The organism is Brevibacillus sp. HD3.3A, assembly GCF_013284375.2.
Classification (GTDB): Bacteria; Bacillota; Bacilli; order Brevibacillales; family Brevibacillaceae; genus Brevibacillus; species Brevibacillus parabrevis.
In genome coordinates, this window is record NZ_CP085874.1 from 511,855 (window position 1) to 527,322 (window position 15,468).

General features: G+C 52.8%; 14 protein-coding genes and 1 riboswitch. Of the genes, 5 read left to right on the forward strand and 9 right to left on the reverse strand.

Annotated elements, in window-relative coordinates; all coding sequences use genetic code 11:
• Position 1: 1 nt before the first annotated feature.
• The 8 genes from HP435_RS02760 to HP435_RS02795 all read right to left on the reverse strand — a co-directional run bounded on the left by HP435_RS02760 (position 2) and on the right by HP435_RS02795 (position 10,293).
• On the reverse strand, positions 2-1,090 hold the full coding sequence (locus HP435_RS02760) for an ArsR/SmtB family transcription factor (protein ID WP_173599919.1): 1,089 nt from the start codon (positions 1,088-1,090) through the stop codon (positions 2-4).
• 154 nt (positions 1,091-1,244) lie between these two features.
• Positions 1,245-2,612 carry a DUF4129 domain-containing protein gene (locus HP435_RS02765; protein ID WP_173599918.1) on the reverse strand — a complete coding sequence of 456 codons (1,368 nt, stop codon included), beginning with the start codon at positions 2,610-2,612 and terminating at the stop codon, positions 1,245-1,247.
• Positions 2,609-3,799 carry a DUF58 domain-containing protein gene (locus HP435_RS02770; RefSeq protein ID WP_173599917.1) on the reverse strand — a complete coding sequence of 397 codons (1,191 nt, stop codon included), beginning with the start codon at positions 3,797-3,799 and terminating at the stop codon, positions 2,609-2,611. The genes HP435_RS02765 and HP435_RS02770 overlap by 4 nt, the downstream gene beginning before the upstream one ends.
• 5 nt (positions 3,800-3,804) lie before the next feature.
• Positions 3,805-4,743: an AAA family ATPase gene (locus HP435_RS02775; protein ID WP_122966612.1), complete on the reverse strand. Its 939-nt coding sequence runs from the start codon at positions 4,741-4,743 to the stop codon at positions 3,805-3,807.
• Between the two features lie 56 nt (positions 4,744-4,799).
• Positions 4,800-6,008 carry an MFS transporter gene (locus HP435_RS02780; protein WP_173599916.1) on the reverse strand — a complete coding sequence of 403 codons (1,209 nt, stop codon included), beginning with the start codon at positions 6,006-6,008 and terminating at the stop codon, positions 4,800-4,802.
• Positions 6,008-7,054: an ArsR/SmtB family transcription factor gene (locus HP435_RS02785; RefSeq protein ID WP_173599915.1), complete on the reverse strand. Its 1,047-nt coding sequence runs from the start codon at positions 7,052-7,054 to the stop codon at positions 6,008-6,010. Before HP435_RS02785 ends, HP435_RS02780 begins: the two co-directional genes overlap by 1 nt.
• Positions 7,055-7,288: 234 nt before the next feature.
• A complete protein-coding gene (locus HP435_RS02790) occupies positions 7,289-8,590 on the reverse strand; it encodes a homocysteine synthase (RefSeq protein ID WP_173597988.1) in 1,302 nt (433 codons plus the stop codon).
• 90 nt (positions 8,591-8,680) lie between these two features.
• A riboswitch (SAM riboswitch) is annotated at positions 8,681-8,789 on the reverse strand.
• A 359-nt stretch (positions 8,790-9,148) separates the two neighbouring features.
• A protein-coding gene (locus HP435_RS02795) for an IS3 family transposase (protein ID WP_122966905.1) occupies positions 9,149-10,293 on the reverse strand; the annotation gives its coding sequence in 2 pieces (ribosomal slippage) (positions 9,149-10,020 and positions 10,020-10,293; 1,146 coding nt in all).
• A 349-nt stretch (positions 10,294-10,642) separates the two neighbouring features.
• On the opposite strand from HP435_RS02795, the gene HP435_RS02800 reads away from it, so the two are divergent.
• Both HP435_RS02800 and HP435_RS02805 read left to right on the forward strand, forming a co-directional pair.
• On the forward strand, positions 10,643-10,954 hold the full coding sequence (locus HP435_RS02800; RefSeq protein ID WP_063229423.1) for a rhodanese-like domain-containing protein: 312 nt from the start codon (positions 10,643-10,645) through the stop codon (positions 10,952-10,954).
• A gap of 81 nt (positions 10,955-11,035) precedes the next feature.
• On the forward strand, positions 11,036-11,659 hold the full coding sequence (locus HP435_RS02805) for an SCO family protein (RefSeq protein ID WP_063229424.1): 624 nt from the start codon (positions 11,036-11,038) through the stop codon (positions 11,657-11,659).
• A gap of 2 nt (positions 11,660-11,661) precedes the next feature.
• On the opposite strand, the gene HP435_RS02810 is transcribed toward HP435_RS02805, so the two are convergent.
• On the reverse strand, positions 11,662-12,000 hold the full coding sequence (locus HP435_RS02810; RefSeq protein ID WP_173597989.1) for a YqzG/YhdC family protein: 339 nt from the start codon (positions 11,998-12,000) through the stop codon (positions 11,662-11,664).
• Positions 12,001-12,286: 286 nt separating this feature from the next.
• On the opposite strand from HP435_RS02810, the gene rnjA reads away from it, so the two are divergent.
• The 3 genes from rnjA (at position 12,287) to HP435_RS02825 (ending at position 15,421) form a co-directional block, all read left to right on the forward strand.
• On the forward strand, positions 12,287-13,960 hold the full coding sequence (gene rnjA / locus HP435_RS02815) for a ribonuclease J1 (RefSeq protein ID WP_167470390.1): 1,674 nt from the start codon (positions 12,287-12,289) through the stop codon (positions 13,958-13,960).
• A gap of 88 nt (positions 13,961-14,048) precedes the next feature.
• Positions 14,049-14,477 carry a BrxA/BrxB family bacilliredoxin gene (locus HP435_RS02820; RefSeq protein WP_122966605.1) on the forward strand — a complete coding sequence of 143 codons (429 nt, stop codon included), beginning with the start codon at positions 14,049-14,051 and terminating at the stop codon, positions 14,475-14,477.
• 71 nt (positions 14,478-14,548) lie between these two features.
• Positions 14,549-15,421: an aldo/keto reductase gene (locus HP435_RS02825; RefSeq protein ID WP_173597990.1), complete on the forward strand. Its 873-nt coding sequence runs from the start codon at positions 14,549-14,551 to the stop codon at positions 15,419-15,421.
• Positions 15,422-15,468: the final 47 nt, after the last annotated feature.

A 15,468-nucleotide genomic window follows, 5' to 3' on the forward strand; every position in this document is an offset into this window, starting at 1 on the left:
GTCAATTCCTCCTTTCGTTTTGCGGGGGAGAGATGGGCAGTGCGGGTGTCGGCATGTCGATGAACTCGTGCAGATCGACAGCCAACTGCTCCAGGCGGGAGGTAATCCCGCGGTAAAACACGTATCGACCGCGCCGCTCGCTCCAGACGAAGCCAGCGTCTACCAAAAGCTTCAGATGCTTGTTGATCGCCGGTTCGCTGACGCCGTGCAGGTCGGCGAGCTGCTGCGTGCAATAAGGGTGAGCGAGCAGCGACTTGAGAATAGCCGTCCGCGTCGGATCGCTGAACACTTTCATTTTCAGCGTAAAATCTGCCGGAATCGCTGAGGTGGCCGCGCTCCCCGGCACATCGACGCAATAACCTACCGAGATGTGCTCCCCGTATATGCCAAGCAGCAAATGCGGCGAGACAAACGTGGAGACGCGCAAATGGATGCGGGCCAGCTCGGAATAGGCGAATGTATACGTTTGTGCCTTGTGAAATTGCAAAAATTTCTCATGTACTTTCAGCCGGGGATGCACCTGCGACAAAAACCCGACCGGATCTGTGGCAATCTGCTCCTGGCCTTCATGAACGGCGCGCACCAGCCACGGCTCAATGCGCCTTTCTTCTGCGCGAAAAAACGGCAGATAGGCGTAGCAAAATTCCAGAAAGCTGCGCTTGGCGGACAACGGATGCCGCAGCAAGTCCCGATGCTCCGGTTTAAGCTGTTCGAATGCGTCATCCGTGTAGCCTTGCAGCCACTTATGTATTTGCCGGGGATGATAGACAGGCCCCATCATCAATTGGACAAACTGTGCCGCGTCCAGCGCCTGCACCCGCTCCAGACTGGCCTCTACGGAATGCTCATAGCCTTCTTCCCACGGTACAAGAAAGTCCATGGCGTCAAGAAACTGGTTGGACATGCTGCTGAACTGATGCAGTTGCTTGACGAGCGATGCCGGAAGCGCCTGGAGTGTTTCCTGTGCCCAGCCCAACCGGGACGTGTGGTGATCGGGTCTTGCCAGGACGTGCAATCTGAGAAAAAACTCAAAGCCGGGCACGTAGGCAATCGACAAGTGTTTGCGCAGCCAGAGCGGCAAATCTTGCATGGTTCCCCCTCCTTTTCGTTTGATTAACTATTTGGTGAATCCAATTTGGAAGCGGGCAAAAGTGAGGAAATTATGGAGGAGAGAGGGGAGGATGTCAAGAGAAAAAAAGAAGCAACCACGAACGCCGATGGCGGGTGGTTGCTCTTTGGTTTGGTCACTGGTTTTGCGCCTGACTCTGATTCGGGTTCTGGCTCTGGCTGTCATTTTCCGCGTGGGCAGCCAGCGCCTGGACAGCTTGCTGCATGTCCGCAAGCTCCTCAGGCGACAGCGAATGCTCCTGATAGCGATACTGTTCGTAGAAACCAGTGATTTTGGCGGCCAGCTCCAGCGCTGGTGCCGTCATAACCGGGTGATACTGCAATCGCTTGAAAAATTCCTGCGTTGTCTCATATGGCTGGACGGTGGCCCCGCGCTTCGCCATTGCCTGCAAAAACTGATAGTAGGCGTAACGAGTGGGATCGTCTTCCGGGCCAATCGGCTTTTTAAACCATTGGGAGACATCCCATGCTGCCGCGTCACCGTCAACAGTCGGCGGAAGCGCAGACAAATTTGTCGCGTAATCCGTATTGTCTGCGGGTGCCGCTGTGGGTTCGGCGCGACGGCGGCGCTTCCACATGTACCAGCCCAAAAGAATGAGCGATGCGAGAATGACGAGCGCAATCAAATACGGCTCCAACACGGAAAACAGTGGTTCACCTTGCTGAACCGGGTCCAGTGGGAGATTTTCGCTTTGACCTTGACCATCCAGGGCGTTATGGACACGCTGGTCTTTGTTCAGCACTTGCGACAAGCCGCCGATCCAATCCGCAAGCTTGAGCAGGACTGGTTCGATGAGCATGTAAAGCCCTGCGCCAAGCGGCCCTTTTACCCACGACCAGACAAATCCCACAAGGCCGAGCACGACAGAGGCAGCCGCTATATAGCCAACCGTCAACACCAGCCGCGTCCCGACAACCTGCGCAGCCAGTTTAGCGCCCAAAGAGCCGGGCAGACGGACAGGCAGAGACTCTTCCCGCAGCAGGAAAACGGCGAGAGAAATCAACACGTAGCTGCCCGTAACCAGGGCCAGCATGCCGAAGTACGGGGCAGGCGTAAACGTTTCCGGATGAACCATCGTTCCGTACAAGGCGGCCACGACGAGTTGAATCAGGCAGACCATAAATGCCAGCACGAAACGGCGTTGCATACTGCTATGCCCAAGGCCATTGGCTACTGCCGTTTGCACGCGCCAATAAAAAATGCCTGTCAAAGCGAGCGCAATCAGCCAGGAGCCGTACAAGTAATAGCTGAGTACGCCAACCCCCAGTACGACTGGATAGAGCAGCAGATGGAGAAGAGAGTGCCGACCACCGTGATGGTACAGCCAGCTTCCGGCGAGCAACAGCAGGGAGGCGGCCAGGCAAAAGAAGAGCAGCTGACCAAAACTTGCCGTAATCCAGCCCAACAGCATCAGTGCCCCACCGATCAGCAGCGCCTCCAGCCAGAAAATGAGCGTCCAGCGGCTTAGAAGAGAAAAGGTCACCGCGCCATCACACTCCTTTTCCTGGCTTGTGCCAGCTCTTGCCGTACGAATACAACCTGTTCCTGCGAGACATCCAGCACGGCGATTTTGTGACCGCGGCGAAGCAGCTGTTCCATGGTGGCGACAGGCAGCTCATCGGGACGCGCGGTTACGAGAATCACCGCTTCTTTTGCCGGGCTTTCTTCCAGTCGCCGGAGCAGGGAGGGCAGAGGCGTCGTCACGTAATGGTTCAATTGCGCCAGTTGGGTCATGACGTGCAAATGATGGGATTTACCGCTGCCAGCAGGCAGGTGAAAATGCTCGCGTCCACGCTGCTTGACGGTCAGGAACAGCTCGAAGCCGATGGACTTTTTGCGGCAAAGCATGGACAAGGCGGCAAGGCAAGAAATGATGCGTTCATTGGCTTCATCGTTATGCCGTTGCGCAAGCGGTTCATAGGACGGCAAAATGTGGCCGATGATCCGCCAGTTCGGATGGGCAGTATGTTCGAAAAGCCTTGTTTCAAGCGTGCCTGTCTTCGCAGTCGCTTTCCAATGAATATGCTTGAACCGATCGCCTGGCATGTAAGGTCGTGTCCCGCGCAAAAAAGTGACATCCTCTTGCTGACGCTGGCGCGAAAGCTTGCTGCCGTCTGGCTGCGTCTCTTCCAGGACGAGCGGAGGAAGCGGCAGCGGCAACGGGTAAACCAGCATGGAGAAAGACAACGGCATCGGCAAGAAAGTTACTTCGTCTGCGAATAGCGGCATCGTCTCTGACTGAATTTCCGTCAGCCAGACCGTACCGCGCTTGTGCGGGGTCAGCGTCAACGTTCTGGCTGCGCTCTGGCGGATGGGCAAATCAAAGCGCAGTCGCACGATGGTGCGCTGATTGCTTGTTTTGACTTCGTTTCCACCGTCCACCGTGACATGCTCAGGCAAGGAAAAGCGCAGCCACGTAGCTGGCAGGGGAAGCCAGGAGCGGTTGTGCAGGCGAATGGTGATGTTCACGGGTGTGCCAGGCATGACGCGGGTCTGGTCGCTCGTCCACTCCAGCTTGACCCATTTGACTATCGATTTTGCCCACCACTCTTGGGCAGCAGGCATGAAAAAGAAAAATCCGCCAAGCAGCCAGAGAAACCAGCTGCCCGAAAAAAGTCCGAAAAGCAGGAGGAGAAAGCCGATCACATGAAAGGTTTGCTTCGTATCCATCAGGCTTACACGCTTTCCTCAACAGGTGCCGGCACGCTGGACATGATTTGCATAACCACTTCCTGCTCCGTCACATGCAGCTCGGCTTCCATCGACAGACGGATTCGATGGGCAGCGAGGCTCGGGAACACGGCTTTGACATCGTCCGGCAAAACGTAAGTGCGCCCGGATACAAAAGCGTAAGCCTGTGCCGAGCGCAGCAGGGCAAGCATGGCGCGCGGGCTGATGCCGACGTCGACAGAGCGATGGCTGCGGGTAGCTTCGGTCAAATCGATGACATAGTCTTCTACCGCCTGGCTGACGTGGACAGCGGCGACTTCTTTTTGCAGGGCAGCAATCTTTTCCACCGTTATTACGGGCTGAATCGTCTCCAGAGGAGAGCTGCTGCGAAATCTGCGCAAAATCTCCTTGGCGTCTTCGCGTGTGCCGTAGCCAAGCGACAACCGGAACAGGAAGCGGTCCAGCTGAGCCTCTGGCAATGGATAAGTGCCTTCTGATTCAATCGGGTTCTGGGTGGCGATTACCAGCATGGTCGAAGGCAGTGCCAATGTAACGCCTTCAATCGTTACCTGGCGTTCTTCCATGCATTCCAGCAAGCCGGATTGGGTCCGCGGGGTCGCGCGATTGATTTCATCAGCGAGCAGCACGTCAGCGAAAACAGGCCCTTTGCGCAGTTCAAACTCGCTCGTGCGCTGATTGAAAACATGCAAACCTACTACATCGGACGGGAGCAGATCGGCAGTAAACTGAAGGCGGTTGTACGTTCCGCCGATCGCTTGGGCCAAAGTTTTGGCGAGTACAGTTTTGCCCATGCCAGGCAAGTCCTCCAGCAACACATGTCCACGCGCCAAAAGAGCTGTTACCAGCAGGCGGACCTGATCTTCTTTTCCCACGATTACTCGGTTTACGGTGGCAAGCAGGCTATCCAGAGCAGGATGAGTCATGAGATTTCTCCTTTATGTAGATAGGGTATGGGGTGATGTCATTTCCACGCATTTCATTATACATGGAATATCCTATATTTTACAAATTTTTGCAAAGCAATCCCGCCGATGGAAACGGCCACGATCAGCGCACCGATCGCGAAATAGAGCGGGCGAATGCCGACGCTGTCGCTGAGCGTTCCTCCCAGCCAGATCCCTATAGGCATTGTAGTGCGAACGATCAGCAGACGCACTGAGAATACGCGTCCCATCATCCCGGCTGGGACGTGCAGTTGATAGAGTCGCGTGCTGTGCAGTTGAAAAAAGGGGGCAGTAACACCCGCCAACAGCTCGATGGCGATTGCCAGCTCGATGAACGGAGTGAAGCCTAAAGCGACAAAGCTCAACCCGCCTGCCACCAAGGAGACGAGCATGACTAAAGAGGGCTCCAGATGATTAAACAGCTTGGGCACCAGAAAAGTTCCGATGAGGTAGCCTAACGGATAGCCTGCCAAAAACAATCCCGCATGCAGAGCCGTTCCGTGCAGCTCGCCCGCCACAAACGGCAGATTGAGCACCAGAGTCACACCGACCGCGAACTGCACAAGTGCGGAGTACAGGCTCAAATAGAAGAGAACCGGTTTTTCCCGAAAGACGGACAGCCCTGCCTTGAACATGAAAAGCCATGATTCTGCTGTTTTGGCAGGAGGGACCGAAGTCTTTTCGCACAAAAGCAGAAAAACTCCGCTGACGGCATACCCGATGGCGACCAGGCCCAGCACATGTGTGCCGCCGATGCTCGCGACGAGAATCCCGCCCAGCGGCGGGCCTGCAATCATCGCGATGCGCATGGCACTGTCCAGATAAGAGTTGGCTTGCAGCAGCGATTCTTGTTTGACAAGAGTCGGGAGCAGCGATTGGCTCGCTGGCACGTACAGCGGTTGAACAAGACCGTTGATCAGCGATGTCAGATAGAGCGGCCAAAGAGCGTCAGGCGCATAGGAAATCGCCAAAAAAGCACAGCCGAAAGCCGCACAGCGCATCCACTGGGAAAAGAGCATGACGCGCTTTTTGTCAAAGCGGTCAAGATAAGGGCCAGCCACAAGCTGCACCAGCAGCGAAGGCAAAAAGTAGAGTAGCCACATTTGTCCGACAGCGGTCTGGGAGCCGGTGATTTGGTAGAGCAACCAGCTGTTTGCCAGCGTCGAAAGCGATGCGCCAAACTCGGAGATCAGCTGACCGAGCAAAATACAGGTGTAGGAACGGTTTTTCCAGAGCGGAATCATCAAAATCCCCTTTCCAGAAACTGATCGAGCAGGAGGGAAAGCTGGGATACGGACTGGCTGCGCAGGCGAAACCGGGAGCCGGAAGCTTCTACCAGACGCGCGGCACGAAGCATGGACAAATGGTGATGAACCGTCGATTTTGCCATTTGCAGGACGTCGGTCAATTCCTGCAAGCTCAGCTCTTTTTCCGCCAGCATTTTGACCATGCGGAGCCGCTGCTCGTCTCCGAGCGCCTTGAAGCTTTGCACCAGAGCCTGCGGCGGCTGGTACGGGTCGATGTGCTCGCTCATGTTTTCATCGGCGACCGGGTAGTAAAAAATTTTCGTGCCCGCGTCATCGGCCTGCACCGTCCAGGGCCGATAAATCGCTTGGGGGATTAGCAGCACACGAGTGACCGCAGGCTCAGGGGGATAGCTTGCTCCGGTTGCCCACTCCACCAGTGCTTCCGGATCGAGCTTGTCCTGCATCGCGCGCTTTTGCGACGTATCCTTTTCCAGCATACGCCGGATGCTGGCTTCTTGCGGCTTGATGTGTGTCTGATACCAGCCTTCCATCAAGGTGAGCAGATGCTGGCGCAGTTCATTTGTGTCGACAGAGGTGATATGGGCAATATACGCTGCAAAAAAGAGGTGGTCCCGGCATGCTGCCTGCAAAAGCTCGGCGTCTGCTGCGCTGCCCTGCGCGGCATTTTCGCGTGCTTGCTGTCGTTCCTGGCCCAAAAAAGGCAGGGCGTGGTAGCGCAACTCTTCTGCCGACAGCTCGCTGACAACACGCAAAAACGATTCGAGATCGGCAAAAGGCTGGTGGTGGAGCAGTTGCAGCAACGTCTTCCAAGTGTTGTGCCTTTTGGCGTAATCAACCTCAAGCTGGACGGATTGCGGAAGCGCGCTCAGCATGCTGCTCCAGTGCTCAGGCGGATGCTCCAGCGTGTGGTGAATTTGATCGTAAGTGGCGACGGCGATTCCGAGTGCGGCTTCAAAAAGCGGTGAGCAAGCGAAGTCGAGCTGGTAGGTGGTGCGTGCACTGCCGATGTTCCATATTTTCAAAGCGGATCACCCTTTTCCCATTTTTTTCATAGATCAAATTCTAAAATATTCGAACTGTTAATTCAAATTATTTCGAATGAACAGTTCAATGATTTTCGCATCTGTTCTTTTTTCTCTGCTTATTTAGTTGAGACTATCCAGTGAAAGACACAAAAAAACGAAAAAACCACTTCCCTGACGAGAGTAGTTTTTTCGTTTTCGCTTGAATGAAAAGGTATGGTGTTGTAGGAAAACCTATACCTTGCTCACGGCAACAGCTGCTTCCAAAGCTTGCTTCAAATCGCCGATGATGTCTTCGATCGCCTCTGTTCCGACAGACAGACGGATCAATCCGGGAGTTACTCCTGCCGTTAATTGCTCCGCTTCGTTCATTTGCTGGTGTGTCGTGCTCGCCGGATGGATAACGAGCGACTTGGAGTCGCCTACGTTTGCCAAATGAGAGAAGAGTTTCACGGATTCGATCAATGTTTTGCCTGCTTGCACGCCGCCGCGGATGCCGAAGGTGAGGATGGCGCCAGCGCCTTTTGGCAAATATTTTTGCGCGAGTGCGTAGTTGGCGTCGCCTTCAAGACCTGGGTAGCTGACCCATTCCACTGCCGGATGCTCGGCGAGGAATTTCGCTACCGCGAGTGCGTTTTGGCTGTGGCGCTCCATGCGCAGGTGGAGTGTCTCCAGACCTTGCAGGAACAGGAAAGAGTTGATAGGAGCTACGGCAGCGCCGATATCGCGTTGCAGTTGCACGCGCGCTTTGATGATGTAGGCGAGCGGGCCGACTGCTTCTGTATAAACGACTCCGTGATAGCTTGGGTCTGGCGTCGTCAGACCAGGGAATTTGCCGTTGTTCCAGTCGAATTTGCCGGAATCTACGATAATGCCGCCAATCGCCGTGCCGTGTCCGCCGATGAATTTGGTCGTGGAGTGAACGACGATGTCAGCTCCGTGCTCGAACGGACGGGTCAGGATTGGCGAAGCGAATGTATTGTCGACAATCAGCGGCACGCCGTTTTCGTGCGCGATGTCCGCAATTGCCTGCAAGTCGGCCACGTCGATGCGAGGGTTGCCGATCGTCTCGCAAAAGAGCGCCTTGGTATTATCGTTGATGAACGCGCGGAAGTTGTCCGGATTGGACTGATCCACAAAGTGTACTTTGATGCCCAGGCGTGGCAGCGTATGGGCAAAAAGGTTGTACGTCCCGCCATACAAGCTGCTGGATGCGACAATCTCGTCGCCCGCTTGCGCAATATTCAAAATCGAGAAGGTGATGGCTGCCTGACCGGAGGAGGTTGCCAGCGCACCTACGCCGCCTTCGAGCAGAGCGACGCGCTTTTCAAATGCGTCTTGGGTCGGATTCATGATGCGCGTATAAATGTTGCCGAACTCTTTCAAAGCAAACAGGTTGGCAGCATGCTCCGTGTCACGGAAGACGTAGGAAGTCGTTTGGTAGATCGGAACCGCGCGCGAGCCTGTTACCGGGTCTACCTCCTGTCCGCCGTGTACGGCGAGCGTTTCCGGTTTCCATTGTTGTTGGTCAGACATGATCATCTCTCCTTTTTATATGGGGGTAAGGAAATAAAAAAACGGAGCGTTCTCCTGAGTAGAAGAAGGCTCCGGCTATGCACGGGTGTGCGTTCATCTCTCAGAATCTATGGATTCTGCAGGAATTAGCACCGCGCAAGACTCGCTTGCTGGTTGCCGGGTTTCATAGGGCCTGTCCCTCCACCGCTCTTGATGAAAATGTAGCTTTCAGTTGTTGTCATAATTGTATGAAAAACCGTACTTCGCTGTCAATATCAAATGATTAAGTTATCGGGGTGGATTTTGTGGATTTTAAAGATTTACCCGTTCATGCTGTTGCCCATAAGATCCAGAGAGCCTGTCTGGTAAGCTCTGTTTACATGGTTTGTATGAGGGTTTCCTTCATCTGAAACCAAATGAGTTGCCTTACGAGATTGTTTTCCTTTTTTGGCATACAAGAGGACCGCAGCCAGAGTGCAAACAGCCAAAATTCCAAGGACATACATCATAGAAATAACTCCCCCTCACGCTAGGGACTGACCCCCGTCCGTAGGACAGGGATCAAAACACGTTAGCTATTTAAGCAGCCAGTTGCCGAAATTGAATCGGTGACTGGTTGTTTAGTTTCGTTTGAATGCGAATTGAGTTATAGTAATGAATGTAGCTTTGGATAATCTGCACAACGATGGCCGTCGTCGTACAGATAAAATTATCGAGATAGAACGTTTCAGACTTTAGTGTGGAATGAAACGACTCGATGGGGGCATTATCAGCGGGCGTACCCTTACGGGACATGCTCATGGTAATGCCTTTTCCCTTAACTGCTGCTTGATACGCCTGAGACGTATACACGCTGCCCTGATCGCTATGTAGCATCATTCCAGGTTGGTCTGGCAGTTGATATAGCGTATCGAGGACAAGCGATGTGTCTTGTTTGTCAGAAATACTGTATGCCACAATCTCACCGTTGTACAAGTCCATGATGCTCGATAAATATAAAAGTTTACTTCCGTAAGGTAAATAAGTAATGTCGGTCACTAATTTCTGCATGGGGGTACTTGCTTGAAATTGTCGCAGCAGGAGATGATCTGCTACATAAGAAGGTTGTCCTGTTGTCTTTCGTTTCTTCATCCTCACTCGGCATTGTAGTTGTTCACGCTGCATGATACGTTGTATTCGTTTATGATTAATTGACATCTCAGCTCGCATCAGTGCTGTAATCTTTCTGTACCCATAACGGAACTTATGTTGAATACAGAGTTGCCGAATCTTTTCCACAACTAAATCCTCGTTTCTTTTCGCGTATGCAGCTTTCCAACGGTAGTAGGTAGAACGAGGGATACCAAGCCACGCGCAAGCTTGGCTCACGCTTACTTGCCCACGAATGGACTCCATCCAAGGAACGATTACTTCTGGTGACACCTCCTTTCCCACTCCTCTAACTTTTTTAGAACGTCCAGTTGTTGTTTAAGAAAACGATTCTCTGCTTTGACTTGTTCCAGTTCAGAATCGTACATCGGCCCTTTTCCATAACTATATTGCTTTCCTACAGGCTGTTGAAGACGATGAATGTCTCCGCTCTGATACCAGCGCATCCACTGTTGAATTTGGGTCTTATTTTTAATATTTAGTTCCTGCATGATCTGCTTTTTGGTGACACCTGCAAGACGCATTTCAATTGCTTTCATTTTAATTTCTACGGGATAACTAACTCTAGTTGCCAACGCAAAAACACCTCCAAGGTTGTCCCCATATCTTACGACATGGTCAGGTTCTCTTGAAGGTGTTTTGATTTGTCTCACATTACGGGGTCAGTCCCCTAAGCTTCATCAATTATCAGCGTTCTTTTTTCATGAACTGGCAGACATGTTTTTTTACTTGTAATTTTATATTTTTATGGTCATTTTTGTAAATTATCTGAACTTGCAAGCAACCGAGCCTTGCTGTCACAAAATTGCCCCTATATCTCGGCGCTTTCGCAGCTCCCGCCGTTAGAAAACGCCTGGGGCCTATGATATGATGGAAATGGCAGAAAACGACTAAACGATTGTACATATAGGAGGAAAAAACGCGATGAGCCATGGCGTGAAGGAAATTACACCACAAGAGCTGCTGGAAAAGCTCGCGGCAAAAGAACAGCTTCAGGTGATTGATGTACGCGAGGTGGAGGAGTGGAACGAAGGCCATATCAAAGAGGCCAAGCTGATTCCGCTCGGCTTTTTGCCGCATCGCACCGACGAGCTGGACAAAGACATTCCGGTCATCATGGTGTGCCGAAGCGGCGCACGCAGCCACCGGGCAACTGAATATTTGTGTGAGCTTGGCTTTGACGCTGCCAATATGGTAGGCGGAATGCTGGCATGGCCTGGGGAAAAAGAAGTCTAGAAAGACAGAGAAAATGTGCGCTGCTCGCCGCTGCAAGCAAAGCGGGATGGCGCATGAGATGTGCAGGGGAGGCAGGAAATCGTGAGTGAAGGAGCACAGCAACAAGGGTCAGCGTTGCAGCGCCATTGGTTTACGGTGCTGGCAGGCTTGATTATCCTTGCGATTGTAGGTGTGTTCGGCTACAAATACTTGGCAAAAGATCCGATTCCGGTGATGAAGCCGATCGCGGACTTTTCGTTGGACAACAGTGACGGAACTTCCTATACGTTCTCGCAAGGCAAAGGCAAGGTGCGCCTTGTCGAGTTCATGTTTACCAATTGCCCTGATATTTGCCCGGCAACGACGTACAACATGTCCAAGCTTCAGGATCAGTTGAAGGAGAAAAAGCTGTTCGGCGACAAGGTTGAGTTTGTCTCGATCACCTTCGACCCCGACTTTGATACGGCTGAGGTTTTGCAGCAGTATGCAGCGAAGTTCAAGGCTGATCAAAGCGGCTGGAAGTTTTTGCGCGGAGATGCCCAGGCGGTGGAAAAAGTAACGAAAGACTTCGGGATCGCGGTACTGAAGCAGCCTGACGGTTCTTTTGCCCACACCGCACGCATGTTCCTCGTCGACGGTGACGGCAACATGCGCCGTGCTTACGGCATGGCGGCGGACATGGACATGGAGCAAATGATGAAAGAAATGGAACAGCTCGCTGACTAGACTCAGACGGTTTCTTCGTACGTGATGTTCACGACTCGTTCCGTTTGGTTTTCAAATTCAATATGCACAAGAAGCGCCCACCTGCGATTGCTCTGCTGGAGCAAGAGCTTGAACGTCTCCTCTGACGTGGTGGGCGTTTTTGCTATGCGCCCGACATGCAAATAGTCTACGATTTGCGCGTGCGGATATTTTTGCATCGTTTCCTGCATCGCCAATCTGCCCCATTTGGCATATGGCGGCTGGGCATTTGCTGGGGCATACTGGAAAAAGAACAGCAGCAAACTTGCGGCCAGTGTAGCGAGAAAGCTGCGCGTGAGGAACATGTTCATGGAAGAGTGCATGGCGGAGGCTCTCCTTTTTCGTGTTGGAAAACGGGCTTGCCATGTAGTCTGAAGTCTTTTTAAAGCGGTCATTCGTAGAAAATCCTTACACGTGCAAAAGGGGGCTTGCGGCCGGAGCAGTCGCTTGATGCCCAGCTTTTGCTCGAGTTGGAGATACCGCGTATCAGTTTTCTAATATTGACCGAAGATGAATGTGTGGAATTAACAAGACAGGATGAAACGAACGCCTCGCGTTGTGTTACAATAAGAATGGCATGCTTGGTTCGGGTTCCCAAAATCATGCACGATGAAGTTAGGAGGAAAGAGTTTGAGCGACGTTAAGATTTTCGCAATGGGCGGCCTCGGCGAGATCGGAAAAAATATGTATTGCGTCGAGTATGAGGATGAAATTATCATCATTGACTGCGGGGTGAAGTTCCCCGAAAATGAAATGTTCGGTATCGATTTGGTCATCCCCGATATTTCCTATTTGGTGGACAACCAGCACAAGATTAAAGCACTTTTGTTAACGCACGGACATGAGGATCACATCGGAGCGATTCCTTATATTTTCAAACAAATTAACGTGCCGATCTACGGTGGTCGTCTGACCCTGGGCTTGGTCAAGGCGAAGCTGGAAGAGCATCGCATGCAAAATGACGTGAAGATGATTCCGATCTCGGAAGATACGGAAATTCCGTTCAATCGACTGAAAGCGACTTTCTTCCGTACGAATCACAGCATCCCGGATTCGCTCGGGGTTGTGCTCCACACGCCTGAAGGCATGGTTATCCATACAGGCGACTTCAAATTTGATATGACTCCAGTCGGACAGACCACAGAGTACGGCAAAATTGCCAAACTCGGCGCGAGTGGCGACGTTTTGGCTTTGCTTTCCGATAGTACAAACAGTGAGCGCTACGGCTTCACCATGTCAGAGCGCACAGTTGGCGAGGGGATTCTCGATGTGGTGCGCAAAGCGCGCGGTCGCATCATCCTGGCTACATTCGCGTCCAACGTGCATCGTCTGCAACAAGTGGTAGATGCCGCTGAACAGTGCAACCGCAAAGTCGCGGTCATCGGCCGCAGCATGGAAAAAGTGTTCCTGATTGGACAAGAACTGGGCTACATCCAGATGCCTGAGGGTATGCTGATTGATATCAAGCACATTGACAACTACGCAGACAATCAGGTGCTGATTATTTGCACGGGAAGTCAAGGCGAGCCGATGGCGGCGCTGACCCGGATTGCTTCCGGATCGCACCGCACTGTGTCGATCTATCCGGAAGACACGGTGATCATCTCTGCTTCGCCGATTCCGGGCAACACGATCAATGTCAGCCGGACGATAGACAAGCTGTACCGGGCAGGCGCAAACGTCGTGCTCAGTCACGTGTTTGACATTCACGCGTCTGGACACGGAAGCAGCGAAGAACTGAAACTCATGCTCAACTTCATTCGTCCGAAATACTTCATTCCGATTCACGGTGAATACCGGATGCTGAAGACGCACTCCAAGCTGGCGCAGCAAGTAGGAATTGACGAGAGCAACATTTTCCTCATGGACAACGGGGAAGTGCTGAACTGCAACCGTGAAAAGGCATGGCTCAGCAAGGTGCACGCCGGAATCGTGCTGATCGACGGCAGCGGCATCGGAGACGTAGGCAACATCGTTCTGCGCGACCGCAAGCATTTGGCGGAAGATGGCCTGATGGTCGTCGTCGTCAGCCTCGATATGAAAAACTTCAAGATTCTCACGGGACCAGACATCGTCAGCCGCGGTTTTGTCTATGTGCGCGGTTCTGAGTCGCTCATTCAGGAAGCGACGCTTCTGGTTCGCCAGCGCCTCCAGGAAGCGCTCGACAAGAAGATCAAGGAATGGTCTGAGCTGAAATCCCAGATCAATGAAGTAATCAAGCCGTTTATTTATGAAAAGACCGGACGCAATCCGATGATCCTCACCATTTTGATGGAAGTGTAGAACGAAAGCACTTCTGCGTTCTCGCGAGGGCTCGATCAGGTTATAATAATACGTAAATGGAAACGTGATACAAAGGAGAGGTTGCCCCATGATGTCTTATGAAGCGTATATGAGCCAAGTGATTCAACCGATGCGCGATGAATTGACCCGCAACGGATTTCAAGAGCTGCGCACGGCAGAGGAAGTTGAACAAACATTGCCGAATGCAAAAGGTTTGACTCTCGTAGTCGTTAACTCCGTATGCGGCTGCGCAGCAGGACTCGCTCGTCCGGCAGTGGTTCATTCCTTGGGCCATTCCACCAAGCCAGACAACATCTATACTGTATTCGCAGGTCAGGATAAAGAAGCTACGGCAAAAGCCCGCGAGTATTTTGAAGGCTATGCGCCGTCGTCTCCGTCTTTTGCGATCATGAAGGACGGCAAAATCATGACGATGATCGAGCGCCATCAGATCGAGAACAACGATCTGCAAACCATCTCCAACCTGCTGACCACAGCTTACGAGACATACAAATAAACAACAATGACCATGACAAGGCGCTCGGAATCGGGCGTCTTGTTTTACATCCGAAAGGAGCAACCACCAGCATGCAGACCCGATCATTTGGACGAGATCCCCATCAAGTTTCCTTGCTCGGATTCGGTGCGCAGCGGATCGTGGACGAGCACGATTGCAGCGAAGAGCAGGCAATCGCGATTATTCGCCGCGCAGTAGAAGCGGGCGTCAACTACTTCGATACAGCTCCGAGCTACAGCGACGGGCAGTCGGAGACCCGGGTGGGCTTGGGGTTAAAAGGCTTGCGCGACCGCGTGTGGATCGCGACCAAGACGGGAGGACGCACCCGCGATTTGGCTTTGAAAGATTTGGAGGGCAGCTTGAAGCGGCTCCAGACGGACTACGTCGACGAGTGGCGCATGCACAACATCATGCAGCCGCACGATCTGGAAGCGATTTTTGCCAAAGGCGGCGCTCTGGAAGCTCTGCTGGAAGCCAAAGAGCAGGGACTGATCCGCAAAATCAGCATTAGCGGACATACCGACCCGCGCTTGCTGGCAGAAGCGATTCGCCGTTTTCCTTTTGACAGTGCGCTCGTGGCTTTGTCTGCTCTGGATCATTTCATCTACAGCTTTGTCCATGATTTCGTGCCGCAAGCAGTCGAAAAAGGCGTGGCCGTCATCGGGATGAAGGTGATGGGGCTGGGCAAGCTGGCTCCGTGGACGGAGCAGGCGCTGCGCTATACATGGAGTTTGCCTGTCGCAACAGCGATCTTGGGCGTGAGCAAAATGGACGAGCTGGAGGCGGATTTGGCCGCAGCAGAAGCTTTTGTGCCGATGACCGATATCGAACGCGTGGAGCTTTTCCAACAAATCATGCCACTCGTGCGGCCGGATGTCCTGCGCTGGAAAGCCCGCGAATGGATGTCTGGCGAATGGTATCAGCTGCCCGAATTGCCATTTTGATTGAGCCGTAAAGAGAAGGAACCTCTTCTGGATTTGATTTGCTGGAA

What these genes read in the sequence shown, in the direction of transcription:
- HP435_RS02760 (WP_173599919.1), bottom strand. Translation starts at nt 1,090, where the DNA reads ATGCAAGATTTGCCGCTCTGGCTGCGCAAACACTTGTCGATTGCCTAC.
- HP435_RS02770 (WP_173599917.1), bottom strand. Translation starts at nt 3,799, where the DNA reads ATGGATACGAAGCAAACCTTTCATGTGATCGGCTTTCTCCTCCTGCTT.
- HP435_RS02775 (WP_122966612.1), bottom strand. Translation starts at nt 4,743, where the DNA reads ATGACTCATCCTGCTCTGGATAGCCTGCTTGCCACCGTAAACCGAGTA.
- HP435_RS02780 (WP_173599916.1), bottom strand. Translation starts at nt 6,008, where the DNA reads ATGATTCCGCTCTGGAAAAACCGTTCCTACACCTGTATTTTGCTCGGT.
- HP435_RS02790 (WP_173597988.1), bottom strand. Translation starts at nt 8,590, where the DNA reads ATGTCTGACCAACAACAATGGAAACCGGAAACGCTCGCCGTACACGGC.
- HP435_RS02800 (WP_063229423.1), top strand. Translation starts at nt 10,643, where the DNA reads ATGAGCCATGGCGTGAAGGAAATTACACCACAAGAGCTGCTGGAAAAG.
- HP435_RS02810 (WP_173597989.1), bottom strand. Translation starts at nt 12,000, where the DNA reads ATGCACTCTTCCATGAACATGTTCCTCACGCGCAGCTTTCTCGCTACA.
- rnjA (WP_167470390.1), top strand. Translation starts at nt 12,287, where the DNA reads ATGAAGTTAGGAGGAAAGAGTTTGAGCGACGTTAAGATTTTCGCAATG.
- HP435_RS02820 (WP_122966605.1), top strand. Translation starts at nt 14,049, where the DNA reads ATGATGTCTTATGAAGCGTATATGAGCCAAGTGATTCAACCGATGCGC.
- HP435_RS02825 (WP_173597990.1), top strand. Translation starts at nt 14,549, where the DNA reads ATGCAGACCCGATCATTTGGACGAGATCCCCATCAAGTTTCCTTGCTC.